This is a genomic window from Kitasatospora sp. NPDC004289, from assembly GCF_053602875.1.
The window spans coordinates 84,012-109,512 of sequence record NZ_JBSGEL010000024.1; the positions used below are offsets into that span (position 1 = coordinate 84,012).

Below are 25,501 nucleotides of genomic sequence, written 5' to 3' on the forward strand. Positions count from 1 at the left end.
CCAACTTGCCCCCTGCCGCGCGCGGCGCGCGCTTGGCAGAATCGAGCGGTACGGGCTGCCGCGGCCCCCGACCGGGCCGGTGCTCCGGCCCGCTGCCCTGCGTGCACGGCGTGCCGTCGACCGCCGCGCATCCCCTTCTCCAGTGCCCCGCCCGCCGGCGCGACCGCCGGATGCGCCCACCCGGTCGCACCCGCCCGCCCGCGCCCCGGCCACCCCCATCCGCCCTCCCCCGGGAGTCCGCCATGCGTGTTGCCCGCAACGCCCCGCCCATCGACGCCGCCACGGCGCCGCCCCTGCCCGTCCTGGGAACGGACGTCATGGTGCCGCTCGTCACCGGCGACGACGTGCCCTACGCGGCCCTCGACTACGCGGCCAGTGCCCCGGCCCTGCGCAGCGTCTGGGAGGAGGTGTGCGGGTACGTGCCGTACTACGGCAGCGTGCACCGCGGCGCCGGCTACCTCTCGCAGCTGTCGACCGACCTGTACGAGGCCAGCCGCGTCACCGTGCACGAGTTCCTCGGCTGTCGCGCCGACGACGAGGTCGTCTTCACCCGCTCCACCACCGACTCGCTCAACCTGCTGGCCTCGGTGCTCCCGGCCGGCACCCAGGTCTACGTCTTCGAGACCGAGCACCACGCCGCGCTGCTGCCCTGGCGCGGCGCCGAGGTCACCGTCCTGCCCGCGCCGGCGTCGCGCCAGCAGGCGGTCGAGACCGTGGCCGAGGCGCTGGCGGGCCGCGACCCGCACCGGCCGGGCCTGGTGTGCGTCACCGGCGCCTCCAACGTGACCGGCGAGCTGTGGCCGATCGCCGAGATCACCGAGGTGGCCCATGCCGCCGGGGTGCGCGTGGTGGTGGACGCCGCGCAGCTGGTACCGCACCGCCCGGTGGACCTCGCCGAGCTGGGCGCGGACTACATCGCCTTCTCCGGCCACAAGATGTACGCGCCGTTCGGCGCCGGCGTGCTCGCCGGCCGCCCCGACTGGCTGGCCGCCGCCGAGCCCTACCTGGCGGGCGGCGGCGCCAGCCGGCTCGTCGTGCACGGCGAGCAGGGCCTGTCGGTCCAGTGGCAGCAGGGCAGCGCGCGGCACGAGGCCGGCTCGCCCAACGTCATCGGCGTGTACGCGGTGGCGGCGGCCTGCCGGGCGCTGAGCGCCGCGGGGTTCGAGACGCTGGTCGCCCGCGAGGAGGCGCTGCTGGAGCGGACGCTGACCGCGCTGGCCGGCATCCCCGAGGTGCGGGTGCTCTCCCTGCTGGGCCGGACCAGCCCCCGGGTGGGGGTGATCGGCCTCGTCGTCGACGGCTGGAACAGCTCCCACCTGGCGGCGGCGCTCTCCGCCGAGCACGGCATCGGGGTGCGCGACGGCATGTTCTGCGCCCACCCGATGGTGCGCCGCCTGCTGGGCGCCGACCCGGACCAGCCCCAGGAGTGCGCCGCCCCGGAGCCGGCCGGGCCGGGCGAGCGGCCCGCCAACGCGGTGCGGATGAGCTTCGGGGCGGGGACGCCCGTGGAGCACCTGGACCGGTTCGTCGCAGCGCTGGCGGACCTGGTCGCGAACGGCGCCCGCTGGACCTACCGGACCGAGGGCGGCCGCTGCGTTCCGGTGCGCTGACGGGAACGCCGAGATGTGCGCCCGCATTGCCCGAGGAATTCGGGTGCGCGGGCGCACATTTCTTTTCGGAAAGCGACTGGTTCGCGTCGGCCGATTTCCGCCGGGAATATTGTTTGGGTAGGCCGAAGGGAGGCCGCCCGGGCGGGGTCCGGGCGGCCACGAACCAGGAAGTCGATTACGGAGCGTAGTCTCCCCGGGGTCAGTAGGTCGGCAGCGACGGGTCGATCCGCTCGGCCCAGGCGACGATGCCGCCGCCCAGGTGCGCGGTGTCCAGACGGCCGGCCCGCCTGGCCACCGCCAGCACCTCGGCGGAGCGGATCCCGGACCGGCACAGGAACACGATCCTGCGGTCGGTGGGCAGCCGCTGGACCGCGTCACCGTCCAGGAACTCGTCCTTGGGGACGAGCACCGAGCCGGGCAGGCTCACGAAGGCGTACTCGTCGGGCTCGCGCACGTCCACCAGGGCGATCGGCTCGTCACCGTCGAGCAGTTCCTTCAGCTCCTCCACCGACAGGGTCGACTCGCGTGCCGCCACGGCGGCCTGCGGCGACAGCAGCCCGAAGAACGGCTCCGCCGCGGTCGGTTCGGTCGGCCGGTCGGTGCGCGGATCGCGGCGCAGCGGCACGGTCACGCAGGTGGCGGCCATCGCGTCGTACTTCATCACCCGGCCCACCAGCGGCTCGCCGGCGCCGGTGAGCAGCTTGAGGGCCTCGGTGGCCATGGTCACCGCCAGCCAGGACCCCACCGCCCGCAGCGCGCCGGACATGCCGCGGAAGTAGGGGGCGGGAGGCTCCGGGAACAGGTCCCGGAGGGTGGCGCCGTGGACGTCCCAGAAGACCGCCACCCGCCCGCCGGTGGCGTCCATGGACCCCCACACGTAGGGCTTGCCGGCCTGCGCGCAGACGTCGTCGGCCAGTTGACAGCGGGCCGGGTCCTCACCGGCGCAGACCACCACGTCGTAGCCGGCGACCAGGTCCGCCGCGGTGGTCACGTCGAAGCGGCCCTCGACGACGGTGCGCACCGCCGGGTGGGTGGTGGCCAGGGCCCGGGCCCAGGCGTCGGCGCGGGTGGCCGGCTGGTCGGCCACGATGCCCAGGTAGCGGTCCCACGGGTTGAGCGGGGAACCGTCGCTGATGCCGATGGTGCCCACGCCCCAGTCGGCGAGGTGGGCGATCAGCGGTGCGCCGATCTCGTCCGCGCCGATGACCAGCACCCGGGCGGCGGCGAGCCGGCGCTGCGCCGTCATGCCGTGGCCGGCCAGGATCACCTGGTGCGCGTGCCGCCGGGCCTCGTCCTCGGACAGGTCGGCAGCGGGCTCCGCGAGCGGGGGGAAGGGCATGTGTGCTCCTGTCTCGGAAGGATGACGGTCCGTCAGGACGCTTCGGCGGCGGCCCAGTCGGGCACGTGCAGGATCTCCAGCACCGCGGCGCCCCAGTTGAAGCCGTAACCGGCCCCGGCCAGCAACACGCGGTCGCCTGCGGCCAGTTGACCGGTGCGCAGCAGGTGGTCGAGGGCGGCGGCCTGGTCCCCGGAGCCGAGGTGGCTGATCTCGCGGCCGAACTCCCAGGTGGTGCGCTCGCGCTCGACGCCCATCTCGGCGAGCATGCCCCACCAGCGCACCGTCTGGCCGTTGTTGGGCATGACGAAGCGCCGGATGTCGTCGGCCTCGCACTTGGCCTCCGCCAGTGCCTGCTGGAGGCAGCCGCTGATGCCGTCGGCGATCCTCAGCGAGATCTCCTCCAGGTCGCTCAGGTGGCGGCGCATGAAGTCGGCCTTCCGCCCGCGCATGTTGAGCGGCTTGTCGCCCGCGGCCGGGGCGTCCTTGAGGCTCCGGCCGCGGTACATGCCCTCCAGCGAGGGGTCCGAGGTGAGCACGCAGGAGACGACGCGGGCGAACCCCGGTCGCCTGGTGAGCAGCATGGCGGTGCCGCCGTCGGCCATCACCGTGCCGCTCTCGGTGCGGAACCGGTCGAAGCCGGGGAGGCAGAACCGCTCGCCGGTGGTGATCAGGACGGCGGCGGTGTCCTCGCAGGCGGCCAGGAAGGCCGAGGCGAGCGAGAGGGCGGCCAGCCCCCCGTTGGACTTCTGGTCGACCTCGACGGCCGGGGCGCCGCCACCGATGGTGTGGTGCTGGATGTAGGAGGACGGGGTCCACATGTCCTGGCCCTGGAAGTACGCGCTGGCGTGCAGCAGCAGCCGGACGTCCGCCGGGTCTGCCTCGGAGCGTTCCAGCGCCTGGCGCACGGCCGCGACCGCGAGGTCGGGGGCGTGGTCGTCCTCGGAGACGGTCACGCCCAGCAGGCCGTTGGCGATGTGCTCGGACGCGGCGTACCGGCCGTCGGCTGCCGCCTCGGCGAGGTCGAGCCTGCGACCGAGCCGTACACCGATGCTGTCGAGGTAGATGTCGTTGGCGAGCATGTCCAGACCTTCCGTCGGCGGTGGGGGCGATGGGACGGGGCGTTCAGTGGTGGGGCGTCACAGGTAGGCACCCCCGGTGGCCTTCAGGCACTCGCCGGTCACCCAGCGGGACTGCTCGGAGGCCAGGAACGCGACGACGTCGGCGACGTCGCCCGGCTGGCCGAGCCGGCCGAAGACCGTCCTGGCCGCCGCCTCCGCGGCCTCCTCGGGGTGTTCGCGCAGCCTGGCGCGGTGCAGGTCGGTCTCGATCAGTCCGGGGGCGACCGTGTTGACGGTGATGCCGGAGGGTCCGAGCTGCGCGGCGAGCGAGCGGCTGAACGCCTCCAGCGCGCCCTTGCTCATGGCGTAGCCCAGGACGTGCGGGTGGGCGACCTGATGGGCCACGGAGGACACGTTGACGATCCGGCCGCCCTCGCCCATCAGCGGCAGGAGCCGCTGGGTGATGAAGAGCGGGGACTTGACGTTGATCTCGAGCACCCGGTCGAGGTCCTGGGGCGTGATGGTGGTGATGTCGGCGCGGCAGCCGATGCCCGCGTTGTTGACCAGGACGTCCAGCCGGGCCGCGCCGGTGTGCTCGCGCAGGCCCGCCTCGACGCCGGCGGCCAGGGTCTCGACGGCGCCCGGGGTGCCCAGTTCGGCCCGCACCGGGAAGGCGTTGCCGCCGGCGGAGCGCACCGCGGCCACGGCCCGGGCGGCGGAGTCGTCGTCGCGTCCGTAGTGGACGGCCACCGTCGCGCCCATGGCGCCCAGGCGTTCGGCGATGGCCCGTCCGATGCCCCGGCCGGCGCCGGTGACCAGCGCGGTCCGCGGTGCGGGACCACTCATGGCTTTCCCCTTCGAAGAGTCGTACGTGGCACGGATGAAGAGCACTGCCCGGCCGGGGACCGGCGGGTGGCCGTCACGCGGGCCGGCCGCTCCCGCGCGGTGCTCGCGCGCGGTCCAGGAGCGCGGTCAGGACGTCCGCCAGCTCGGCCTCGGGATCGGCCGCCGGCGCCCGGGTCCGCCAGCCGACGAAGCCGTCGGGGCGGACCAGCAGTGCGCCGCCGTCCTCGATGCCGACGGCGGCCGCCCAACTCGGGACGGACTCCGCGGCCGCCTCGACGAGGTGGGCGTCGACCGGGACGCCGAGCCGGGACGCCACCTCGGCCGCTGCCTTCGGCCATGCCGCTCCGTCCGGTCCGGCGAGCAGCGTGAAGCGGTAGTCGACCAGGTCCAGCGTGGAGCGCGTCCGCCCGCCCGGAGCCAGCCAGTGGTGCGGCAGCCGGGAGCCGGGCGAGCCGTCCAGGTCGGGCTCGACGTCCTCCGTGGAGGGCAGCGGCGCGACCGGGCCGATCACCGCGCCGGAGTCGTAGCGGTAGCCGAGGTGGATCACCGGTGCGTTGACCGCGCCGGCCGAGGCGCGGTGCCGGCGGCCCTGCTCCCCGGTCTGCCAGTGCAGGGACGGGTCCTCCAGCCGCAGCATCGACTGCTCGAGCGCGGTGGCGGCGACCGGGCGGCGCTCGTGCTCGTAGCTGTCCAGCAGGGCCTCTCCGGCCTGTCCGCCCAGCACGTGGGCCAGCTTCCAGGCCAGGTTGTGGGCGTCGGCCGCACCGGTGTTCATGCCGAAGGCACCGACCGGGGGAATGACGTGGGCGGCGTCCCCGGCGAGGAAGACCCGACCGTCCCGGAACCGGTCGGCGAGCGCCCCGCGCACCTGCCAGGGCAGGATGCTCACCACCTCGAGGGGCAGGTCCTCGCGGCCGACGGCGGCCCTGATCCGCTCGGCGCACCGCTGCGGGGTGAAGTCGTCCGGGGTGAGGCCCGCGTCCCGCGGATAGCGGAAGGCGTAGATCCACTCGCGGTCGCCGTCGACGGGCAGCAGGCCGCCCGCCGCCTCGGGGGTGGTGATGTCGCAGACGGTGAACGGCCGGCCGCCGGTGAACTCGCCGAGGTCCGCGTGGAAGAGCACGCTGATCAGCGGGTCGCCGATGACGCCCGGGCCGCTGGTGCCGATGCCCAGGCTCTCGCGGACGCCACTGCGGGCGCCGTCCGCGGCCACCAGGTAGCGAGCCCGGACCTCGACGGGGCCGTCGGGGCCGGTCAGCTGCGCGGTGACCCGTGCGTCGTCCTGGGCGAAGGCGACCATCTCGGTACCGAACTCGATCCGCGCACCCGCGCCGCGCGCCGCGGCGGCGATCACCTTGTCCAGGCGGCCCTGGGGGCAGGTGCCGCGCAGGTGGCGCGGCGTCACGTCGCGGAACGCGTCGGTGCGGGGCGGGGCCTGTGCGGACAGGGCCTCCAGGTCGGCCTCCGCCAGGGTGGGGGTGGCGAACATCTGGAGGTCACCGCCCCGCATGTCCATGCACTCGGCGTCGACGGCGTCGGCGATGCCGGCCGTGTGCAGCAGTTCCACGGTGCGCGGCCCGATGCCCATGGCCCGCGGGTGCGCCAGCGGTGCCGGGTGCCGCTCGGCGACGAGGGTGCGCACCCCCGTGCGGGCGAGGAACAGGGCGGTGAAGAGACCCACCGTACTTCCCCCGACCACCAGCACGTCGGTGTCCAGGGCCTCGGTGGCCGGGGTCCCCTCGTGCGGGGTCCCCTCGTCCGGGGTCCCCTCGTCCGGGGCATCGATGTCGCTGCTCAGCATTGCTTCGGCTCTCCTCGTCCGGGCCGGCACGGGTCTTGCGGGATCGACAACGACAGGCGGATGCCGCCCCGGTCACGGCCGGGGCGGCACGGTGCGGAGCGGCGCCGGTCAGGCGTCGAAGGGCGGCATCGCCGGGCCCCCGGGGTCCCAGGCGGCCAGGAAGCGGTCCTGCCGGGAGACGTCCATCATCTCCAGGCTCACGCCCAGGCTCTCCAGCCGGTGGTAGCTGTAGGGACGCCCCAGCGGGCAGGCGTCGAACTCCGGGACGAAGCCGTCCTCGGACAGCCGGGCCGCACTCTTCGTCACATCGGCGGTCCAGAGGCCCAGATGGTGGCAGCGGGCCCCCAGGCTGGAGTCCCAGGGGCTGCCGGGCGGGCCCTGCACCAGCTCGGTGTAGGGCGCCCCGCCGCGGGTGAAGGCCAGGCGGTACTCCCACGGCCCGAGCGAGTCCTCCAGGATGCCGGACCACTGGGCGCCGACGGTCCGGGTGAGGTCCGCCATCGCCGCCTCGATGTCGGGGACCACGAAGCACACGTGATAGAACACCGCGTCACACCAGCTTCTCGATCAGGCCGAGCACCTCTTGGGGGGTCGGCATGGCGTTGGCCTCCTCGGCCAAGTCCCGGGCGCGCTCCCGGTAGTGATGGTTCGTCAGCAGGTCGCACGCCGCGTCCGCCAGCGCCTCGGGGGTGTCGTCGCCGGGCAGGATCACCCGGGCCGCGCCGTAGGCCGCCAGCCGCTGCGAAGGAGCCACCAGCTTGGGCATGTTGGGGACCACCAGCTGGGGGATGCCGTACACCATGCCGGTCAGGGCGGTGCCACCGCCGGCGTGGTGGACCAGCAGGTCGCAGGAGCGGGCGACGGTGTCGAACGGCAGCCAGCCGACCCGCATGCCGGTGGCCTCGCTCAGCTGCCCGGCCACCGCCGGCGGCGCACTGACCAGGATCTCGGCGTCCAACCTCTTGAGCCCGACCGCCAGTTGAACCAGGTAGTCGAAGAAGTAGCCGGGCGCGGTCTTGGTGCCCGCGGTGACCGCGATCCGGGGCGCGGAGCCCTTGCTGTACATCCACGGTTCGAGCGGCGGCTGCAGGTTGCAGGGGATCCAGCGCATGGACGTCCCCTGGAGTGCCTCGGGGTCGCGCACGCTGGGCGGGCACACGTCGATCCACAGGTCGCTGCCGGGGATGCCCGCCAGGCCGAGCGCGTCGAGTTCGGGGCGCATCTCCACCGCTGCGGCCTCGTCCACGACCAGCGGCTCGCCGGAGTCCCAGGAGTGCCGCACGAACGGCACGCCGATCCTGGCGGCCAGGACCGCCGCCGAGTAGTGCAGGGTGCCACCGACGACCACGTCGGGCCGCCAGCGGCGGGCCAGCTCGAGCAGCGGCTCCTGGTAGGCGGCGGCCATCCGGCCGAAGGCATGGCCGATGGCCCGGATCGCCAGGTCGGGGTCCTCGGGCATCGCCAGCGGAGTGCCGGCGCGGTCGTGGTAGATGTGGTGCCGGATCGGCACGTCGGACACGCAGACGGCAGGCAGCCCGGCTCCGGTGACGGACTCCATCGTCTCCTCGTTGGAGGCGACCAGTACCTCGTGCCCGGCGTTCCGGGCCGCCGTCGCCAGGGGGGTGAGTGCGTACACCGTGGCCGGGCTGCCGCCGGTGACAAAGAGCATGCGCATGACACAGGCCTCGCTGGAATGGTGGGGGCGGGAATTGCGGGTACGGGCGTGCCGGCCGTCGCGGCTCAGCGGCCCAGGGAACTGCCGGCCTCCGCCGGGACGACGGGGCGCGGCCGCGGACGGCCGAACCACCGCACCAGGGGCGTCTCGAACCACCGGTGGATCGCCAGGGCCAGCGCCAGGCTCACCACGAGGGTGAGCAGTGACACCACCACGCCCTGGCCCGTCGACGGCGCGCGTTGCGCGCGGACCAGCAGCTCGCCGGCGTACTCCAGGACGATGCCGTGGATCAGGTAGAAGGCGAACGAGGCCTCCCCCAGCCGACGCATCACGGGCGCCGCGAGCGGCGTGCCGGCGCCGGCGCTGTCCGCCTGGGCCAGGGAGGCGACGAACAGGGCCAGCGGCACCACGGTCACCGCGGCCACCGTGAACAGCATGGGCGTGTAGAGCCCCAGCACGTACGCGGCCACCACGAGCAGCCCGGTCCAGGCGGGACGCGGCGCGATCCACCGGCCGGACTGGACGATGCGCGCCATCAGGATGCCGAGGGCGAACTCCAGCAGCCGGACCGGCGGGAAGATGTAGACGAGCCACAGCCGTTCGATCGACACGCCGTCCAGCCAGGACCCGGTCACAGGCAGGGTCTGACCGGCCGGCAGCAGGGCGGCGACCAGCGGCATCAGCATCACGGCGGCCGCGACACCGCCCGCCCACCACCACAGCCGCCGGGCGGGAATCCGGCGCAGCAACGGGAGCAGCACCGGGAAGAGCACGTAGAAGAGCAGCTCGCAGGAGAGCGACCAGCTCGCCCCGTTGACGCTCAGGAAGACCATCGGGTCCGAGGACCAGGCCTGGAGCAGCAGCAGGTTGAGCAGCGCGGTGCCCAGCGGCGTGAAGGCCGACGCGTAGACGGCCATCGCCAGGGCGTAGGTGAGCAGGTGGTTGGGGAAGATCTTCACCAGTCGGCGCCGCAGGACGCCGCCGTAGGTGTCCGCGGGCCGGACCGACCAGGTCAGTACGAAGCCGCTGAGGACGAAGAAGAACGAGACCCCGATCGTACCGGCGGTCTTGGTGGCCGCCATCAGCCCGGTGGCCGGCGCGGAACCGGCCACAAAGAATCCACTGGTCGCCAGATGGCAGAAAAATACCAGTCCGGCGGCCAGGAACCGCGCACCGGTGAGGGAATCGAGGCGCCGTCTTCCCGAGGCGCCCACCACTTCCTGCATGGGTAATCCTTCGTTTTCATTGTCGAGCCGTCGGTCCGGGAATTCGAGGCGGCGGGTACACATGCGTCGTCAACCGGTCCGCTATTCCACGGAAAGGCGGGCCGGTTTTCTGGAAAGGGCGGCGGGTCAGGATTTCAGGAGGGAACGGACGTGCCGGCCGTACATGGTTCCGGGCGGGAGCCCTTCGGCGAGCCTGGCCAATTGCCTCCGGTCGATGTAACCCATCCGGTAGGCCGTCTCCTCCAGGCAGGCGATTTGCATTCCCTGCCGCTTCTGGAGGACCTGGACGTACTGGCTCGCCTCCAGGAGGCTGTCGTGGGTGCCGGCGTCGAGCCAGGCGATGCCCCGGCCGAGCTGGACGATCCGCCCGCGCCCCTGCTCGACCAGCAGCCGGTTGATGTCGGTGATCTCCAGCTCCCCGCGGGCGGACGGGGTGATCTTCTCGGCGTAGCTGAGGGCGTCGTTGCTGTACATGTAGAGGCCGGTGACCGCGATGTTGGAGGGCGGATCGGCCGGCTTCTCCACGATGTCGACCAGTTCGCCGCCCCGCCCGAGGACGGCCACGCCGTAGCGCTCGGGGTCGGAGACGGGATAGCCGAAGACGGCGCAGCCGTCCAGGGTCCGGGCCGCCTCGCGCAGCTGGCCGGGCAGGCCCTGCCCGTAGAAGATGTTGTCCCCGAGGATGAGGCAGACGTCCTCGTCGCCGGCGAACTCCCGGCCGATCACGAGGGCTTCGCCGATCCCGCGGGGCTCGTCCTGGACCGCGTACTGCAGGTCCAGGCCCAGGTGGCGGCCGTCGCCCAGCAGCGAGCGGAAGGCTTCCAGGTGGGCCGCGCTGCTGATGATCAGAATCTCCCGCATGCCGGCCAGCATCAGCACCGACAGCGGGTAGTAGACCAGCGGCTTGTCGTAAACCGGCAGCAGCTGCTTGGAGTTGATGAGAGTCAGCGGCAGCAGCCGGCTGCCGGAGCCCCCGGCCAGCAGTATTCCGCGCATGGGAGGAGTGGTTCCTTAGCTCGGGGCGGAAGGACGCGGTCTGCCGCGGTCCGTCCCGCCGGGCTCATGGCAGGGTGGCCCGCGCGGCGGCGCCGGGACGACCCGCCGGTTCCGGCAGCAGGGGGCGCCACCACTGCGGGTTGTCCTGGTACCAGCGGGCCGTGGCGGAGAGGCCGGTGCCGAGCGGCACGCGCGCCCGGTAGCCCAGCTCCTCGCGGGCCTTGCGGTCGTCGAGCGAGTAGCGCAGGTCGTGGCCCTTGCGGTCGGCCACCTCGCGCACCAGCGACCAGTCGGCACCGCCGACGGCCAGCAGCCGCTCGGCGAGCTGACGGTTGGTCAGTTCGGTGCCGCCACCCAGGTTGTAGACCTCGCCGGCCCGTCCCCGGGTGCGCACCAGCTCGATGCCCCGGCAGTGGTCCGTCACGTGCAGCCAGTCGCGCACGTTGCGCCCGTCGCCGTACAGCGGCACGGTCAGGCCGTCGATGATGCGGGTGAGGAAGAGCGGGATGACCTTCTCCGGGTACTGCATCGGCCCGTAGTTGTTGGAGCAGCGGGTGATGCTGGCGTCGAGCCCGTGGGTGCGCCGGTAGGCGAGGACCAGCAAGTCGGAGGAGGCCTTGGAGGCGGCATAGGGCGAGTTCGGGCTCAGTGGACTCGACTCGTCCCACGACCCGCTCGCGATCGACCCGTAGACCTCGTCGGTCGACACGTGCACGAAGCGGCTCACGCCGTGGCGCAGCGCGGCGTCCAGCAGTGTCTGGGTGCCCAGCACATTGGTGCGCACGAAGGCGCCGCTGTCCTCGATGGAGCGGTCCACGTGGGACTCCGCCGCGAAGTGCACGACCTCGTCGGCGTCCCGCATGACCTCGTCCACCACGGCCGGGTCGCAGATGTCACCCCGGCGGAACCGCAGCCGCGGATCGGCGGCGAGGTCGCTCAGGTTGGCTCGGTTTCCCGCGTAGGTGAGCTTGTCCAGAACTGTCACGGAGAGCCGCTCGGATCCGGAAAGCAATAGCCGCACGTAATGGGATCCGATAAACCCGGCACCACCTGTGACGACGATGCGGCGATGCGGTCCGGCTGACCCTTTCCCGCCCGACCTCAACGGTGGCGGTAACTCCACGTTCATACGGTACCCCCATCAGGCAGTAGGGAGGTCAGATGTGGTGCGTCCCGAACCTAATACCTCTAGACGCGGTTTGTAAACCCGCCAACGGAGGCGCTCGGGGCGACTCCCCGCGACGGCCCGCCCCATAATTTGGCCATACGATAGAAAACGGACACATCGGGACAATTAGAGCTCTTGACCACCGTGCATCACGCTCTATAGGTTGCAAATCGCTGTGGACTTCGCCGGCGTCCGCTCGCACACGAATTCACCAGAGATTCCACAGGACCTTCACGCAGTCAACCGGCCCGACGCGGCCGGGAATCCCGGACTCACCCCACCCTCGCGCCCGCTCCACCCCGACGGCCCGGCCGACCGGGACGGCCGAGGACGGCAGGGGACGGTGGGCCGCCCGCGCGACCCCCGCAGGCGGGTGGCCCGCGTCCTGACCTTCGGCGCAGGGCCCGCCACCAAGGGGATTATGGCATGGTCACGTCATTCACGTCGGGATGACCGGGTTGCCGCAGGCGAACCCGCCGACCCGCTCCCGCCCCGCTGCCCCGACCACCTGGACGAGCGTCCCCGCAGCACGACCGCGCGCCCCGGCCCGCCCCGGCGCCGGTCCGTCGGGGTGCCCGCTCCCGCCCGCCCCCGCCCGACGCTCACGCCCCACCAACCAGCAGCCGTATCCGCCCCGCGATGGGAGACGATCATAGACAGGGAACACGCCGGCAAGGTCGCGCTGGTGACCGGCGCCGCAGGAGGCATCGGCCGATGCGTCGCGCGCACCCTGGCCCGTTCGGGTGCCCAGGTGGCCGCTCTGGACCTGGGCGGAGACGCCCTCGAGGCACTGCAGCGCGACGTCGCCGCCGAGGGTCTGTCCGTGACGGCCTTCGCCGCGGACGTGACCTCCACGAGCGCGGTCGAGGAGACCGTCGCCGCCGTCGAGAAGGAGCTCGGTCCCGTCGAACTGCTGGTCAACGCCGCCGGCGTGCTGCGGGCCCGCTCGGCGCTGTCGCTCACCGAGGAGGACTGGGAGCACACCTTCGCCGTCAACGCCGGCGGGGTCTACCGCGTGTCCAGGGCCGTCGCGCACCGCATGGTCGAGAACGACATCCGCGGCGCGATCGTCACCGTCGCCTCCAACGCCGCCGGAGTCCCCCGGATGGGCATGGCCGCCTACGGGGCCTCCAAGGCCGCGGCCATCGCCTACACCAAGTCCCTCGGCCTGGAGCTGGCGCAACACGGCATCCGCTGCAACGTGGTGTGCCCCGGCTCGACCGACACCGCGATGCTGCGCTCCCTGTGGACCGACGAGTCCGGCCCGGCCGACTCCCTCAACGGCGTGCTGGAGCAGTACCGCGTGGGAATCCCGCTGGGCCGCTTCGCCACCCCGCAGAACGTCGCCGACGCCGTCGCGTTCCTGCTCTCCGACCGAGCCGGCCAGATCACCCTGCACGACCTGTACGTCGACGGCGGTGCCGCGCTCGGCCGCTGACGCTCACCCGGCCGGCCCCGCCCCGCCCCGCAGCGGCCGCGCCGCGCCGCCCCACCTCCTGGAGGACACCCCCATGGCCATCCCTGGCATCGCCCCCTACCCCCTGCCCACCGAGCGGTCACTGCCCGCCAACACCGCCCCGTGGATCCCCGACCCGCGCCGCGCCGCCCTGCTCGTGCACGACATGCAGCGCTACTTCGTGGCGCCCTTCACGACCGGCCACGAACCCGTCACCGGACTGCTGAGCAACAGCCGACGCCTGGTCGAACGATGTCGGCAGTCGGGCATGCCCGTCACCTACACCGCGCAGCCGGGCGGCATGAGCGACCAACAGCGCGGTCTGCTCAAGGACTTCTGGGGCCCCGGCATGCGCACCAGCCCGGAGGACCGCCGGATCGTCGACGACGTGGCCCCCGACGACGACGGCAAAATCTTCACCAAATGGCGCTACAGCGCCTTCCACGGCAACGACCTGCTCGACCACCTGCGCGCCGCCGGGCGCGACCAGCTCGTCATCTGCGGCGTCTACGCCCACGTGGGCTGCCTGATGACGGCCGTCGACGCCTTCACCCACGACATCGAGACGTTCCTGGTCGCGGACGCCGTCGCGGACTTCTCCGCCGAACGGCACGCCTGGGCGCTGGAGTACGCGGCGGCCCGCTGCGCCGTCGTCATGACCACCGATCAGCTGCTGGAGCACGTCGGGCAGCCCGGACTCGTCGGGCAGGTCTGACCCATGGTCCCCGACCGGAGCGGATTCGCCGGGCTCCTCGAACGCGTCCTCGGCCCCTGCCCGCCCGCCTTCGCGCTGCTGCACCGCCCCGACGCGGTCGGCCACCGCGTCGAACTGCTCACCGGCGACATCACCGAGGTCCAGCGGATCGCCGACGTCCCGCTGCCGCCACTCGGCCAGGGCCCGCCCGGACCGCGCCACGAGAGCCTGGTGCTGTTGCCCTACCGGCAGTTACGCGAACGGGACTTCGCCTGCCACGACGACGGGACCCCGCTGCTCGCCATGACCGTCGCGGAGCAGCACACCTGCCCGCTGGACCGGGCCCTCGAGCTGCTGCCCGACGAACCCGCCGACCTCACCGACCCGGGCTTCGACATCGACGACGACGAGTACGCCTCGATCGTCCGGCGGGTGCTCACCGAGGAGATCGGCACCGGGGCGGGGGCCAACTTCGTGATCAAGCGGGCCTTCACCGCCCGCATCCACAACTGGTCCACCCGCACCGCGCTGAGCCTGTTCCGCCGGCTCCTGCGGGGCGAGCGCGGCGCCTACTGGACCTTCCTCGTCCACACCGGGGAGCGCACCCTCGTCGGTGCCACCCCCGAGCGCCACGTCAGTCTCTTCGACCGGACCGTCGTGATGAACCCGATCAGCGGCACCCTGCGCCACCCGCCGCAGGGCCCCACCCTGACCGAGGTGCTGGAATTCCTCGCCGATCCCAAGGAGGCCGGCGAGCTGTACATGGTCGTGGACGAGGAACTCAAGATGATGGCCCGGATCTGCGAGGGCGGCGGACGGGTCGTGGGCCCCTACCTCAAGCAGATGGCCACCCTCGCACACACCGAGTACCTGATCCAGGGTCACAGTTCCCACGACGTGCGGGAGATCCTGCGCGAGACGATGTTCGCCCCCACCGTGATCGGCAGCCCGCTGGAGAACGCCTGCCGGGTCATCCACAGCCACGAACCGCGCGGACGCGGCTACTACAGCGGTGCCGCCGCGCTGATCAGCCGTGACATCAACGGCGGCCGGTCGCTGGACTCCGCCATCCTGCTGCGCACCGCCGACATCACCGCCGGGCGCCTCGAACTGGGCGTCGGCGCCACCCTGGTACGCGACTCCGACCCGCTCTCCGAGGCCGCCGAGACCCATGCCAAGGCCCGCGGCATGCTCCGTGCCCTCGGCGCCGCGCCGACCGGCCCCGAGACCGCCGCGCCCGGCGACCTCAACGACCACCCGCGCGTCCGCCGAGCCCTCACCGCCCGCAACAGCCGCCTGGCCGCGTTCTGGCTCGACCCGGCGCTCCGGCCGGCCGAATCGCCGGACCCGCGGGTGGCGGAGGGCAAGCGGGCCCTGATCGTCGATGCCGAGGACACCTTCACCGGCATGATCGCCCAGCAGCTCCGGACCCTCGGGCTGACGGTCGACGTGCGCCGCTTCGACCAGGACCACTCCGCCGACGGCTACGACCTCGTGGTGATGGGACCGGGCCCGGGCGACCCGTGCGACACCGGCGACCCCCGCATCACCACCCTGCGCGGCACCATCGCGCGGCTGCTGGCGGACGGCACCCCCTTCCTCGCCGTCTGCCTCAGCCACCAGGTCCTGGGCACCCTCCTCGACCTGCCCGTCGTCCGGCGCAGCCGCCCCAACCAGGGCGTGCAGAAGGAGATCGACTTCTTCGGCCGCCGGGTGCTGGTGGGCTTCTACAACACCTTCGCCCTGCACACCACCGACGACGTGCTGCACCACGACGCGCTCCCCGGTCCCGTCGCGGTCTGCCGCGATCCCGGGACCGGCCAGGTGCACGGCCTGCGCGGGCCGGCCTTCGCGTCGCTCCAGTTCCACGCCGAGTCCGTGCTCAGCCGCGACGGCCTGACCGTCCTGGCCGACCTGGTCGCCGGCCTGACCGGAGACCTGACCGGAGACCGACCGGAGCGCCGGGCCGGCGGATCCGCCCGCCTGACCGGAGCCGTCGGCTGACCGGTCCGGTCCAGCTCGCACACACCACAACTGACGCACCGTCATTTCCGCACGAACACAGGGGACCCACGTGCCACATGTCGTCGTAGCCGGCGGGGGGATCGGCGGACTGGCGACCGCCCTCGCCCTCGCCCAGGCCGGCCACACCGTCGAAGTCCTGGAACGCAAGGGTGAGTTCACCGAGCTCGGCGCCGGAATCCAGCTGGCCCCCAACGCCTTCCGCGCCCTGGCGCGGCTCGGCCTGGCGGAGCCGGTCGGCGCCGCGGCCGTCCACGTCGACGCCCTGCGGCTCCTGGACGGCCGCTCCGGCGCTCCGCTGGCGGTCCTGCCGCTGGACCACGCCTACCGGGCACGCTTCGGCCTGCCCTACGCCGTCGTCCACCGCAGCGACCTGTACCGGCCGCTCCTGGACGCCTGCCGGGCGCACCGACACATCACCCTGCACGCCGGAGTGGAGGTCACCGGCTACCGGGGCGGGCCGGACCAGGTGCGCGCCCTGACCGCCCTGGGTCCGGACCGCACCGGCGACGCCCTGATCGGCGCGGACGGCATCCACTCGGCCGTACGCGCCCAGCTGGTGGGCGACGGCCCGCCCCGGGTCTCGGGCCACACGATCCACCGCGCGATCGTGCCGATGGCGGCGGTGCCCGCCGAGCTCCGCTCGAACACGGTCACCCTCTGGGCCGGCCCCGGCTGGCACTTCGTGCACTATCCCGTCGCCGGCGGCAGCCACCTCAACCTCGCCATCACCCGGGACGACGGCGCCCGCGACGCGGTGGCCGGCCTGCCCACGGAGCGGGAGCGGGTGCTCGCCCGGTTCCCCGGCCTGCACCCCGACGGCCGCCGCCTGCTGGAACTGGGCCGCGACTGGCGCACCTGGGTGCTGTGCGACCGCGACTCCACCACGACCTGGACCGACGGGCGCACCGCGGTCCTCGGGGACGCGGCGCACCCGATGCTCCAGTACGCCGCCCAGGGCGCCTGCACGGCCCTGGAGGACGCGGTGGTGCTCGGAGATCTGCTGCGGAACTGCCCGTCCTCCCGACTCGCCGACCGGCTGCGCGAGTTCGCGTCGCTGCGGCAGGAGCGCACCGCACGGGTCCAGGACGTGTCGCGCTGGATGGGCCGCGAGGTCTACCACCCGTCGGGCGGCGCGGCGGAGGCCCGCGACGCGCTGCTCGCCGGCATGTCCGCGGAGGACCTGATGGACGCCGTCGACTGGCTCCACGCCCACGACGCCGGGGGTGCCACCGCCCCCGCGGCACAGTGAGCCGCCGCCTCACCACCACCCACCTGGCCGATGACTGGACGCAGGAGACCGGATGAATACAACTCCCTTCGATGCCACGACGATTGACGAGCAGCGGGTGAGAGGCCTGGCGCGCTCCGCGGCGGCCCGGGCCGGCGGGCTGACGACCACGGCGGACTTCCACCGGTGGTTCGCGGCGTGCGCCGAGCGCCTGCACACCGAGGTGGAGCCGATCGCGCTCGACGAACTGGTCGGCTGGCACACCGTCCCGGAGACCGGGAACCTCGTCCACGACAGCGGGCGGTTCTTCTCGATCGAAGGCCTGCGGGTGGAGCACCCGGACGGTCCGGTGCCGCACTGGAGCCAGCCCGTCATCAACCAGCCGGAGACCGGCATCCTGGGCATCCTGATGAGCGAGTTCAACGGCGTCCCGCACTTCCTGATGCAGGCGAAGGTGGAGCCCGGCAACTGCGACGGGCCCCAGCTGTCGCCCACCGTGCAGGCCACCCGCAGCAACTTCACCCGCGCCCACCGGGGCCGCGACGTCCCGTACGTGGAGTACTTCCGCGACGCGGCGCGGCACACCCTGCTGGCCGACGTACGCCAGTCCGAGCAGGGCGCGTGGTTCTACCGCAAGCGCAACCGCAACATGATCGTCGAGGTGCGCGAGCCGGTCGCGGTGCGCGAGGGCTTCACCTGGCTGACGCTCGGTCAGCTCCACGAACTGCTCGCCGTGGACGACCTGGTGAACATGGACTCGCGCGCCGCGCTGGCCTGCCTGCCACTGGCCGGGCCCGGCACCGAGACCCTCGGCTCCCCCGGGGACGCGTTCGGCTCCGCGCTGCTGCGGTCCTGCGCGGCCGGCCCCGACGAGGGCCGCCACACCGGCGCGGAGATCGCCCACTGGATCACCGAGGCCCGCAGCACCACGGACCTGCGGGCCCGGCTGGTGCCGCTCCGCCAGGTCGACGAGTGGCACTCGGCCGAGGGCCGGATCAGCCACCGGACAGGCGCGTTCTTCGACGTCATGGGCGTACGGGTCAGGGCCCGGGGCCGCGAGGTGGACGAGTGGACCCAGCCGTTGATCGCCGCGACCGGGCCCGGCGTGATCGCCTTCCTGGTCCGGGAGATCGACGGCGTCCTGCACGTCCTGGTCCAGGCGAGCGCCGAGGCCGGGCACAACGACGTCGTCGAACTGGCCCCCACCGTCCAGTGCACCCCGCGGAACTACGCCCACCTGCCCGCCGAGGCCCGCCCGCGCTTCCTCGACGAGGTGCTCGGCGCCGACCCGCGGCGGATCCGCTTCGACACCACCCTCTCGGAGGAGGGCGGACGGTTCTACCACACCCGCAACCGCTACCTGATCGTCGAGGCGGAGCCGGACTGGTCGGCGGAGCACCCGGACCACCGGTGGCTGACGGTGCGCCAGCTCACCGAACTGCTGCGGCACAGCTACTACCTCAACGTGGAGGCGCGCGGCCTGCTGGCCTGTCTGCGGAGCCTGCTCGCCGCACCCGCGGCCGGCTGAACGGACCGTGCCCGGGGGCCGGCCCGCGCGGCAGCGCGCGAGCCGGCCCCCGGGCACGGTGCGGGGCTCCTCAGAGCGCCTGGTCGAGCTCGAGGCTGGTGCGGTAGTCCGGCAGGAGCCCCAGGCGGACGGCCTGCGCCAGGGTCGGGGCCGCCCGGTCCCGCTCGGACAGGACCGGCGCCACGCCCTGGTCGTACGGCAGTGCCAGGTCCGGATCCAGCGGGGAGACCGCGAGCTCGTTGGCGGGCACGTACCCGCCCGACATCAGGTAGACCATCGTGGTGGCGTCCTCCAGCGCCACGAACGCGTGCCCCACGCCGACCGGCACGTAGACCGACCGCAGTTCCTCCCCGCCGAGCACGACGCTGTCCCAGCTGCCGAAGGTCGGCGATCCCACCCGCAGGTCCACCACGAAGTCCAGCGCCCGCCCACCGGTGCAGTGCACGAACTTGGCCATGCCGGGCGGTGTCGCGGTGTAGTGCACTCCGCGGACCACGCCCCGGTGCGAGCGGCTCTGGCTGGTCTGGACGACCGGGAACGGGTGGCCGACCGCCTCCTCGAAGGCCGCCAGCCGGAAGGAGTCCACGAACAGCCCGCGGTCGTCGGGGAACACGGTGGGAGTGAACTCGAAGGCACCCGCGACGCCCAGCTCACGGACGCCGGCTCCGCCCGGACGTGCCGCCCCCGGAGCCTCGGCGGTGGCGGCCGTCCCGTGCCGGTCGACGGTCATGCCGCGCTCACCGGCCCCACTCGGCGACGACGCGTTCCAGCATCGGCACCACCTCGGCCGGGGAGGGCTGCGCCAGCAGGTCGGCCCGGATCAGCGCGGCGCCGGCGGCCAGCGCCGGATCGTCCACCAGGCGGGCCACGCAGTCCCGGATCTCCTGCGGAGTGGCGGTGTCGGCCGAGAGGCACAGTCCGCCGCCCAGCTTCTCCTGCCGCTGCCCGGCCAGCATGGTGTCGTAGCCGTGGCCGAGGATGAGCTGCGGCACCCCGTGGTAGGCGGAGGTCAGCCGCGAACCGAAGCCACCGTGGTGCACGATCGCCTGACAGGTGGGCAGCAGGTCGTGCAGCGGCACGAAGCCCACGGGCCGCGCGTTCGCCGGCAGTTCGCCCATCGTGGCAGCCTCCTCGGCGCCGAGGGTGACGACCACCTCGATGTCGAGGTCGGCCAGCCCCCGCAGGATCTCGCCCACCGTGGTGCCGGTGTTCTCGATCTCGTTGGACGTGCCTAGCGTCAGGCAGACCCGGCGGCGGTCGGTGGGCTCGCGCAGCCACTCCGGCACCACGCACCGCCCGTTGTAGGGCACGTAGCGCATGCCGATGGTGTCGAAGCCGACCTCCAACTCGGTGCCGGGGACGGTGGTGGCGATGGTGAGACCGCCGACCCGCAGCCGCTCGCTCCAGGTCCCGCCGAAGCGGCCCACCGCCTCCTCCAGCCACTCGCGGGTCGGGTCCTCGCGCTGGTCGGGGTCTCGCTGCCGGTACAGCCGCACGAACTCCTCCCGGGCGCGGCCGAGGAAGTCCAGGCCGTAGAGGAAGCGCGCGTGCGGGATGCCGAGGGCCTCGGCCACCACCGCGCCGCCCATCGTGAGCTGTTCCCAGATCACCAGGTCGGGCTGCCAGTGGCGGGCGTAGTCCATCACGTCGTCGAGGAACGGGTCGTTGCTGATGCCGGCGAGCAGCGCGGAGACCAGGATCTTCTCCTGTCCCAGCAGGCCCTCCCAGCTCCAGGCCCGCTCGTCGGTCCAGGACCAGTCGAAGGTGCGCAGGAAGTCGGAGGCGCCTCGGCCCATCAACTGCCCGTACAGGTCGGGCTCGTAGGGGTCGTCGCGGTACCAGCCGGACTTCCCGGCCGGCACCATGGTCAGCCCGGCGCCGGTGGCCGTGTCCGTGAGGTCCGGGTGACCGGCCACCCGGACCTCGTGACCGGCCGAGCGCAGCGCCCAGGCCAGCGACACCATCGGGTGGAAGTGCGTGGGGTGAGGCATGCTCACGAAGAGGATCTTCATGTCTTCTCCTGGCTCAGCTCAGGGGTGTGCGGGCGGCGAAGGACAGCAGCGACCGGGACACCGGGGCGGCCGCGCGCCGCGCCCGCGCCTCGGTCCCGTCCGGCCGCGGGCGCAGGACGGCGAGCCGGCTCAGCCCCTCCCGCGCGCTCGCCGCGGCGAAGGACAGCACCCGGGTGCCCGGCGCACCGGGCAGCAGGACCCGCGCGGCTCGCGCCGCCTCGACGGGATCGGACCGGTCGGGGGCGGCCGCCGCGAACCGGTCGGGGTCGTACCGGTCGGGGTCGGTGAACGCCTCGGCGTCGCGGTTGGCGGCTCCGAGCAGGATCACCACCTCCTCCCCCGGTTCGATCCGCTGTCCGGCGAGCTCGCACGGCGCCTGCGCGACGAGGGTGCGCAGCTGCACCGGGCCGGCCCAGCGCAGCGTCTCCGCCACCGCCCGCGCGGCCCCTTCCGGCTCGGCACGCAGCCGCGCCCACAGGGCCTCCAGGTCCTGCCGGGGCGTCGCCTCGGGGTAGCGCACCAGGGTGTTGACCACCAGGTCGGTCGCCATCCGCACGCCGACCGCCGCCAGCAGCAGCCGCTCCTCGGACCCACCGACCGCCGGCAGGGCCCGCAGGGCGGTCACGCCGCGGGCGATGCGCCGGGTGTCGGCCAGGTTCTGCGGATAGCACGAGGCGTCGAGCAGCCCGCCGGTCAGCTCGACCGCCGCGCTCAACTCCAGCCGTCCTTCGGCGTCCAGTCCCCAGGCCAGGGCCAGCGCCTCCACGGCGGCGGCCCGCGCGACGGCCACCACGTCCCACCCGCCGTCCCCGCCGGTGGTGGCGGGGACGGCCGCCAGCGCGCGGTGCCAGGCCTGTTCGACGTCGATCACCGGGTCGTCGCCGCCGTCGGCGGGCACCCGGTCCTGCGGCGTGCCGTCCGCGGCGCTCGGGCCGAAGCCGTCCAGGAGCGGCCTTTCGCACAGGGCCGGCTCGGCGGCCGCGCGGCTCGCCACGGCGTGACGCGCCGTCACCCAGGCGCCGGTGGCGCTGCGGCCGAGCGGCCGTTCGGCGAGCCGGCGCCAGTACTCGCGCGGATCGGTGTCGAGCCCGCGCAGCAGAGCCGCGCAGGGATCTCCCTGGGCTGCCGCGAGCCAGACAAGGCCTTGTTGCAGCTGGATTCGGCGCCCCAGTCCGGGGTCGGTGAGCAGCACGAGCGGAAATCCTCCTGGTCCAGGCGCTCCATCGGGCGGCGGCGGGACTCGGCCCACCGCTCCCCGTACATCCTCGGCCCGGGCGGCTGAGCACCGGTCGAGCGGTGCTGGACCGCCCCGCGCGACCACCGGCCCACCGCCCCGAACAGCCGGTCCGCACCCGGGAGTTCGGGCCGACTCAGCACGAATCAACCGGCTCTCCATCGAGTGCCGCAATACTGGCCGAGCGACGGACCGATCGTGCGGCACCGGTACCAGGACGGCGAGGACCGCCGGAGGCCGGGTGCCGCGATCCCGCTGTGGCAGCGCGGCCCGTAACGACGGCCGACCGGGCCGGGCGGACCGCACAGGAGGACCTCACGCGCAACGACTGCGTGGTGGACCGCGGCGTCGCACTTCGCCTACTCAGGGACTGGGACTTCAACCATGGCGTCTGATCGTGCCCGACTGGTTCGCGACATGGTACGGATCCGTGTCGTGGAGGAGACGCTGGCCGACTACTACCGCGACGAGCAGGAGATCCGCACGCCCGTGCACTTCTCCATCGGCCAGGAGGCCAGCGCGGTCGGAGTGTGCGCGGCCACGACTCCGCAGGACTGGGTGTACACCAGTCACCGCTCCCACGCTCCGTACCTCGCCAAGGGCGGCGACCTGGACGCGCTGGTCGCCGAGCTCTACGGCCGGCAGGACGGCTGCTCCCACGGCCGGGGCGGCTCGATGCACGTGATCGACCGGGCGGCGGGCTTCGCCGGCTCGGCCGCGATCCTCGGGGAGATGATCCCGGTGGCCGTGGGCACCGCCTGGGCGTTCGCCCGCAACGGCGAGGCGCGGGTCGCCCTGACGTACTTCGGCGACGGGGCCACCGAGGAGGGGGTCTTCGCCGAGTCGCTCAACTTCGCGGCCGTGCACCGGACCCCGGTGGTGTTCGTCTGCGAGAACAACCTGTACTCGGCCTGCTCGCCGCTGTCGGCCAGGCAGCCCGCCGGCACGTCGATCACCGGTCGCTCCGAGGCGGCCGGAGTGCCGGCCGAACTGGTCGACGGCAACGACGTGTTCGCCGTCCACGCCGCGGCGCAGCGGGCGGTGGCGCACGCGCGCGAGGGCCACGGACCGTTCCTGCTGGAGTTGTCGACCTACCGCTGGCGCGCCCACGTCGGCCCCGACTGGGACCACGACTACGGGTACCGGTCCAAGGAGGAGGTCGACGAGTGGAGGGCCCGGTGCCCGATCGTGAGCGCCACGGCGGCGCTGCGCGCCGAGGAGCCGGACATCGACGCCGCGGTGGCCGACTGGCGCACCCGGTTCGAGCGGGAGATCCACCGGTCGGTGGACCGGGCCAAGGCACTGCCGTTCCCCTCGGTCGACGGCCTGCTCGACGGCGCCTACCTGCCCCTGGCCCGCTGACCGTCGACACCCGACGGGAGAAGGAGACACCACACATGCGCAAGCTGACCTACGGGCAGGCCATCAGCGAGGCCACCGTCCAGTGCATGCTGCAGGACGATCGGATCTTCGTCGCCGGCGAAGGCGTGGACGACGTCAACGGCACGTTCGGGACCACCAAGGAGGCGTTCGCCAGGTTCGGCGCCGGCCGGGTGATCGACATGCCCAACGCGGAGAACGCCACCGCGGGCTTCGCCATCGGGGCGGCCGCGGCCGGCTTCCGTCCGCTGCTGGTGCACATCCGCGCCGACTTCATGTTCCTGGCCCTCGATCCACTGGTGAACCTGGCGGCCAAGTGGCGCTACACCTACGGCGGCGACAAGGGCGGTGTGCCGGTGGTCACCCGTGGCGTGGTCGGCCGTGGCTGGGGCCAGGGCGCCACCCACTCGCAGAGCCCGCACGCCACCTTCGCGCACTACCCGGGACTGCACGTGGCCACCCCGGCCTCGCCGGCCGACGCCAAGGGCCTGCTGGTCCAGGCCCTGACCGGGGACACCCCGGTGGTGCTGATCGAGAACCGCAACCTGTACTCGCTCACCGGCGAGGTGCCCACCGAGGCCGTCCCGATCCCCTTCGGCGTGGGACGGATCGCCCGCCCGGGCCGGGACGTCACCGTGGTCGCGGCCTCCCTCATGGTCCACGAGGCCGAACGCGCCGCCGAGCAGCTCGCACTGCGCGGGATCAGCGTCGAGGTCGTCGACGTGCGCAGCCTGCGGCCGCTGGACGACGAGATCATCTGCTCCTCCGTGGCCAAGACCGGTCGGCTCGTCGTCGCCGACACCAGCTGGTCCCGGTACGGCTTCGCCGCGGAGGTGGCCGCCGTGGTCGCCGAGAACGTGCCGCAGGCCCTGCTCGCCCCGGTGCGCCGGATCACGCTGCCCGACAGCCCGGCGCCGGTGTCCCAACCTCTCGAGGAGGCCTACCACCCCGGTGCCGACGCCATCGCGGACGCCTGTCTGGCGGTCTGCGGAGAGGCGCGGGGGGACCTTCCCGGGCTGATCGACGTCGCGGCCGGCTTCCAGGGACCGTTCTGAGCCGGCCCTCGAATCCCTCGGGGCCGGCACCACCCCCGGGTGCCGGCTCCGAGTACCGACAACGACTCGGCCCGGGGCGGTGGTTCGCCCCGGGCCGAGTCGTTGTCGTGCGAGCGGCGGTCAGGCCGCCGCGAACGCCAGCCGGGTCCGGTCGTCCGCCGGCAGGACGTCGAGTGCGGGATCGGCGGAGAGCATCGCCTGGTACAGCGTCCGTACCCGGCGGGACGGCTCGACACCCAGCGCCTCCACCAGCCGGCGGCGCAGGCTCTGGAACGTCTCCATCGCCCGGCTCTGCCGGCCGGCGCGGTACAGCGCGGTCATGAACTGCGCGTGCAGGTTCTCGTTGAGCGGATGACGCCTGGTCAAGGAGGCCAGCTCGTCCAGGAGTTGGGAGTGGCATCCGAGCCGCAGCCAGGCGTCGATCCGCTCCTCCACGACGCCCAGGCGGCTCTCCTCGAGCCGGGCCAGTTCCGGGCTCAGCACCGCACCGGGCTGCACGTCGGCCAGCGCCGGTCCGCGCCACAGCCCCAGCGCGGCGTCGTAGGCACGGGCCGCGGCCACCGCGTCCCCGCGGGCGGCCGCCGAACGCGCGGAGGTCAGCAGCTTCCGGTACGCCGTCACGTCCACCGAGTCCGGCGACACGCTGAGCAGATACCCGCCGGGCTTGGTCACCAGGATGTCCTTGGCCGCGCAGGTCGCGTCGGGACCGAGCGCCTTGGTCATCAGGCGCCGCAGCTGAAGGATGTAGGTGTGCAGCGTCGGCAGCGCGCTGCGGGGCGCGTCCGCGTCGGACCAGATCTCGTCCATGAGGGTCGACGCCGTGAGCAACCGATCGGCGTTCAGGGCCATCAGGGCGAGCAGCTGACGCGGCTTGTTCGCGGTGGGAACGATGGACGTTCCGCCCAGCCGGGCACTCAGCGGCCCCAGCACCCGGATGTCACACGATTCCACCGCCACCGCCGTGTCGTTCTCGGCCCGCATATGGGACGCACCCCCTGTAGTCGTTGTCCTGACTGCCAACCTCGATACCCTTGGCTCGTGCCTAATATACATAGGAACCGTGCCCGCACCAGGGGTGCCGCGCCCCGCATCCGGTGAACGGGATCGACCTGGCCTAAATGTCCTAGGTTCTGGTCAAGAGGTGCTAGGTTGTCGTCGGCGAGACGACCG

General features: G+C 73.2%; 21 protein-coding genes. 8 read left to right on the forward strand and 13 right to left on the reverse strand.

All coding sequences use genetic code 11. From position 1 onward, the window contains the following. Positions 1–242 precede the first annotated feature (242 nt). A complete protein-coding gene (locus ACWEPF_RS18400) occupies positions 243–1,610 on the forward strand; it encodes an aminotransferase class V-fold PLP-dependent enzyme (protein WP_452173400.1) in 1,368 nt (455 codons plus the stop codon). Positions 1,611–1,809: 199 nt separating this feature from the next. Here ACWEPF_RS18400 and ACWEPF_RS18405 read toward each other — a convergent pair whose 3' ends face one another. From ACWEPF_RS18405 to rfbB, 9 genes are all read right to left on the reverse strand, one after another. Further along, positions 1,810–2,949 carry a ThiF family adenylyltransferase gene (locus ACWEPF_RS18405; protein WP_452173401.1) on the reverse strand — a complete coding sequence of 380 codons (1,140 nt, stop codon included), beginning with the start codon at positions 2,947–2,949 and terminating at the stop codon, positions 1,810–1,812. Between the two features lie 32 nt (positions 2,950–2,981). Next, positions 2,982–4,028: a ketoacyl-ACP synthase III family protein gene (locus ACWEPF_RS18410; RefSeq protein WP_452173402.1), complete on the reverse strand. Its 1,047-nt coding sequence runs from the start codon at positions 4,026–4,028 to the stop codon at positions 2,982–2,984. Positions 4,029–4,085: 57 nt separating this feature from the next. Then, positions 4,086–4,853: an SDR family NAD(P)-dependent oxidoreductase gene (locus ACWEPF_RS18415; protein WP_452173403.1), complete on the reverse strand. Its 768-nt coding sequence runs from the start codon at positions 4,851–4,853 to the stop codon at positions 4,086–4,088. Between the two features lie 73 nt (positions 4,854–4,926). Further along, positions 4,927–6,654, reverse strand: coding sequence for an FAD-dependent monooxygenase (locus ACWEPF_RS18420; protein WP_452173404.1), 1,728 nt, complete (start codon positions 6,652–6,654; stop codon positions 4,927–4,929). A 108-nt stretch (positions 6,655–6,762) separates the two neighbouring features. Further along, a complete protein-coding gene (locus ACWEPF_RS18425; RefSeq protein WP_345290330.1) occupies positions 6,763–7,200 on the reverse strand; it encodes a VOC family protein in 438 nt (145 codons plus the stop codon). A gap of 4 nt (positions 7,201–7,204) precedes the next feature. Further along, the gene (locus ACWEPF_RS18430; protein WP_452173405.1) at positions 7,205–8,329 is read right to left on the reverse strand and encodes a nucleotide disphospho-sugar-binding domain-containing protein; all 1,125 of its coding nucleotides are present in this window, start codon (positions 8,327–8,329) and stop codon (positions 7,205–7,207) included. Positions 8,330–8,394: 65 nt separating this feature from the next. Beyond that, positions 8,395–9,555, reverse strand: coding sequence for an acyltransferase family protein (locus tag ACWEPF_RS18435; protein ID WP_452173406.1), 1,161 nt, complete (start codon positions 9,553–9,555; stop codon positions 8,395–8,397). 126 nt (positions 9,556–9,681) lie between these two features. Then, positions 9,682–10,551 carry a glucose-1-phosphate thymidylyltransferase RfbA gene (gene rfbA / locus ACWEPF_RS18440; RefSeq protein ID WP_452173407.1) on the reverse strand — a complete coding sequence of 290 codons (870 nt, stop codon included), beginning with the start codon at positions 10,549–10,551 and terminating at the stop codon, positions 9,682–9,684. Positions 10,552–10,615: 64 nt separating this feature from the next. Further along, the gene (gene rfbB, locus ACWEPF_RS18445) at positions 10,616–11,680 is read right to left on the reverse strand and encodes a dTDP-glucose 4,6-dehydratase (protein WP_452173408.1); all 1,065 of its coding nucleotides are present in this window, start codon (positions 11,678–11,680) and stop codon (positions 10,616–10,618) included. Between the two features lie 724 nt (positions 11,681–12,404). Between rfbB and ACWEPF_RS18450 the strand changes: the two genes are divergently transcribed. The 5 genes from ACWEPF_RS18450 (at position 12,405) to ACWEPF_RS18470 (ending at position 18,650) form a co-directional block, all read left to right on the forward strand. Continuing rightward, positions 12,405–13,157, forward strand: a complete 753-nt coding sequence (locus ACWEPF_RS18450; protein ID WP_452173409.1) for a 2,3-dihydro-2,3-dihydroxybenzoate dehydrogenase — start codon at positions 12,405–12,407, stop codon at positions 13,155–13,157. Between the two features lie 73 nt (positions 13,158–13,230). Further along, the gene (locus tag ACWEPF_RS18455) at positions 13,231–13,890 is read left to right on the forward strand and encodes an isochorismatase family protein (RefSeq protein ID WP_452173410.1); all 660 of its coding nucleotides are present in this window, start codon (positions 13,231–13,233) and stop codon (positions 13,888–13,890) included. Between the two features lie 3 nt (positions 13,891–13,893). After that, complete coding sequence (locus ACWEPF_RS18460; protein ID WP_452173411.1) at positions 13,894–15,873, forward strand: anthranilate synthase family protein; 1,980 nt, start codon at positions 13,894–13,896, stop codon at positions 15,871–15,873. A gap of 70 nt (positions 15,874–15,943) precedes the next feature. Further along, complete coding sequence (locus tag ACWEPF_RS18465; protein WP_452173412.1) at positions 15,944–17,143, forward strand: FAD-dependent monooxygenase; 1,200 nt, start codon at positions 15,944–15,946, stop codon at positions 17,141–17,143. Positions 17,144–17,195: 52 nt separating this feature from the next. Continuing rightward, the gene (locus tag ACWEPF_RS18470) at positions 17,196–18,650 is read left to right on the forward strand and encodes an NDP-hexose 2,3-dehydratase family protein (protein ID WP_452173413.1); all 1,455 of its coding nucleotides are present in this window, start codon (positions 17,196–17,198) and stop codon (positions 18,648–18,650) included. A 70-nt stretch (positions 18,651–18,720) separates the two neighbouring features. On the opposite strand, the gene ACWEPF_RS18475 is transcribed toward ACWEPF_RS18470, so the two are convergent. Genes ACWEPF_RS18475 through ACWEPF_RS18485 form a run of 3 tightly spaced genes read right to left on the reverse strand, consistent with a single transcriptional unit; the run spans position 18,721 to position 21,854 of the window. Then, positions 18,721–19,380: a dTDP-4-dehydrorhamnose 3,5-epimerase family protein gene (locus ACWEPF_RS18475; RefSeq protein ID WP_452173414.1), complete on the reverse strand. Its 660-nt coding sequence runs from the start codon at positions 19,378–19,380 to the stop codon at positions 18,721–18,723. A 7-nt stretch (positions 19,381–19,387) separates the two neighbouring features. Beyond that, the gene (locus ACWEPF_RS18480) at positions 19,388–20,662 is read right to left on the reverse strand and encodes an activator-dependent family glycosyltransferase (protein WP_452173415.1); all 1,275 of its coding nucleotides are present in this window, start codon (positions 20,660–20,662) and stop codon (positions 19,388–19,390) included. A gap of 13 nt (positions 20,663–20,675) precedes the next feature. After that, a complete protein-coding gene (locus tag ACWEPF_RS18485) occupies positions 20,676–21,854 on the reverse strand; it encodes a cytochrome P450 (RefSeq protein ID WP_452173416.1) in 1,179 nt (392 codons plus the stop codon). A gap of 459 nt (positions 21,855–22,313) precedes the next feature. Between ACWEPF_RS18485 and ACWEPF_RS18490 the strand changes: the two genes are divergently transcribed. Continuing rightward, positions 22,314–23,258, forward strand: coding sequence for a thiamine pyrophosphate-dependent dehydrogenase E1 component subunit alpha (locus tag ACWEPF_RS18490; protein WP_452173417.1), 945 nt, complete (start codon positions 22,314–22,316; stop codon positions 23,256–23,258). Positions 23,259–23,293: 35 nt separating this feature from the next. Continuing rightward, a complete protein-coding gene (locus ACWEPF_RS18495) occupies positions 23,294–24,331 on the forward strand; it encodes an alpha-ketoacid dehydrogenase subunit beta (RefSeq protein WP_452173418.1) in 1,038 nt (345 codons plus the stop codon). Between the two features lie 120 nt (positions 24,332–24,451). Here ACWEPF_RS18495 and ACWEPF_RS18500 read toward each other — a convergent pair whose 3' ends face one another. Further along, positions 24,452–25,312 carry an AfsR/SARP family transcriptional regulator gene (locus ACWEPF_RS18500; protein WP_452173419.1) on the reverse strand — a complete coding sequence of 287 codons (861 nt, stop codon included), beginning with the start codon at positions 25,310–25,312 and terminating at the stop codon, positions 24,452–24,454. Positions 25,313–25,501 lie beyond the last annotated feature (189 nt).

Coding starts and splice junctions, on each gene's coding strand:
- ACWEPF_RS18400 (WP_452173400.1), top strand. CDS start 243: ATGCGTGTTGCCCGCAACGCCCCGCCCATCGACGCCGCCACGGCGCCG.
- ACWEPF_RS18405 (WP_452173401.1), bottom strand. CDS start 2,949: ATGCCCTTCCCCCCGCTCGCGGAGCCCGCTGCCGACCTGTCCGAGGAC.
- ACWEPF_RS18410 (WP_452173402.1), bottom strand. CDS start 4,028: ATGCTCGCCAACGACATCTACCTCGACAGCATCGGTGTACGGCTCGGT.
- ACWEPF_RS18415 (WP_452173403.1), bottom strand. CDS start 4,853: ATGAGTGGTCCCGCACCGCGGACCGCGCTGGTCACCGGCGCCGGCCGG.
- ACWEPF_RS18420 (WP_452173404.1), bottom strand. CDS start 6,654: ATGCTGAGCAGCGACATCGATGCCCCGGACGAGGGGACCCCGGACGAG.
- ACWEPF_RS18430 (WP_452173405.1), bottom strand. CDS start 8,329: ATGCGCATGCTCTTTGTCACCGGCGGCAGCCCGGCCACGGTGTACGCA.
- ACWEPF_RS18435 (WP_452173406.1), bottom strand. CDS start 9,555: ATGCAGGAAGTGGTGGGCGCCTCGGGAAGACGGCGCCTCGATTCCCTC.
- rfbA (WP_452173407.1), bottom strand. CDS start 10,551: ATGCGCGGAATACTGCTGGCCGGGGGCTCCGGCAGCCGGCTGCTGCCG.
- rfbB (WP_452173408.1), bottom strand. CDS start 11,680: ATGAACGTGGAGTTACCGCCACCGTTGAGGTCGGGCGGGAAAGGGTCA.
- ACWEPF_RS18455 (WP_452173410.1), top strand. CDS start 13,231: ATGGCCATCCCTGGCATCGCCCCCTACCCCCTGCCCACCGAGCGGTCA.
- ACWEPF_RS18460 (WP_452173411.1), top strand. CDS start 13,894: ATGGTCCCCGACCGGAGCGGATTCGCCGGGCTCCTCGAACGCGTCCTC.
- ACWEPF_RS18470 (WP_452173413.1), top strand. CDS start 17,196: ATGAATACAACTCCCTTCGATGCCACGACGATTGACGAGCAGCGGGTG.
- ACWEPF_RS18475 (WP_452173414.1), bottom strand. CDS start 19,380: ATGACCGTCGACCGGCACGGGACGGCCGCCACCGCCGAGGCTCCGGGG.
- ACWEPF_RS18480 (WP_452173415.1), bottom strand. CDS start 20,662: ATGAAGATCCTCTTCGTGAGCATGCCTCACCCCACGCACTTCCACCCG.
- ACWEPF_RS18490 (WP_452173417.1), top strand. CDS start 22,314: ATGGTACGGATCCGTGTCGTGGAGGAGACGCTGGCCGACTACTACCGC.
- ACWEPF_RS18495 (WP_452173418.1), top strand. CDS start 23,294: ATGCGCAAGCTGACCTACGGGCAGGCCATCAGCGAGGCCACCGTCCAG.
- ACWEPF_RS18500 (WP_452173419.1), bottom strand. CDS start 25,312: ATGCGGGCCGAGAACGACACGGCGGTGGCGGTGGAATCGTGTGACATC.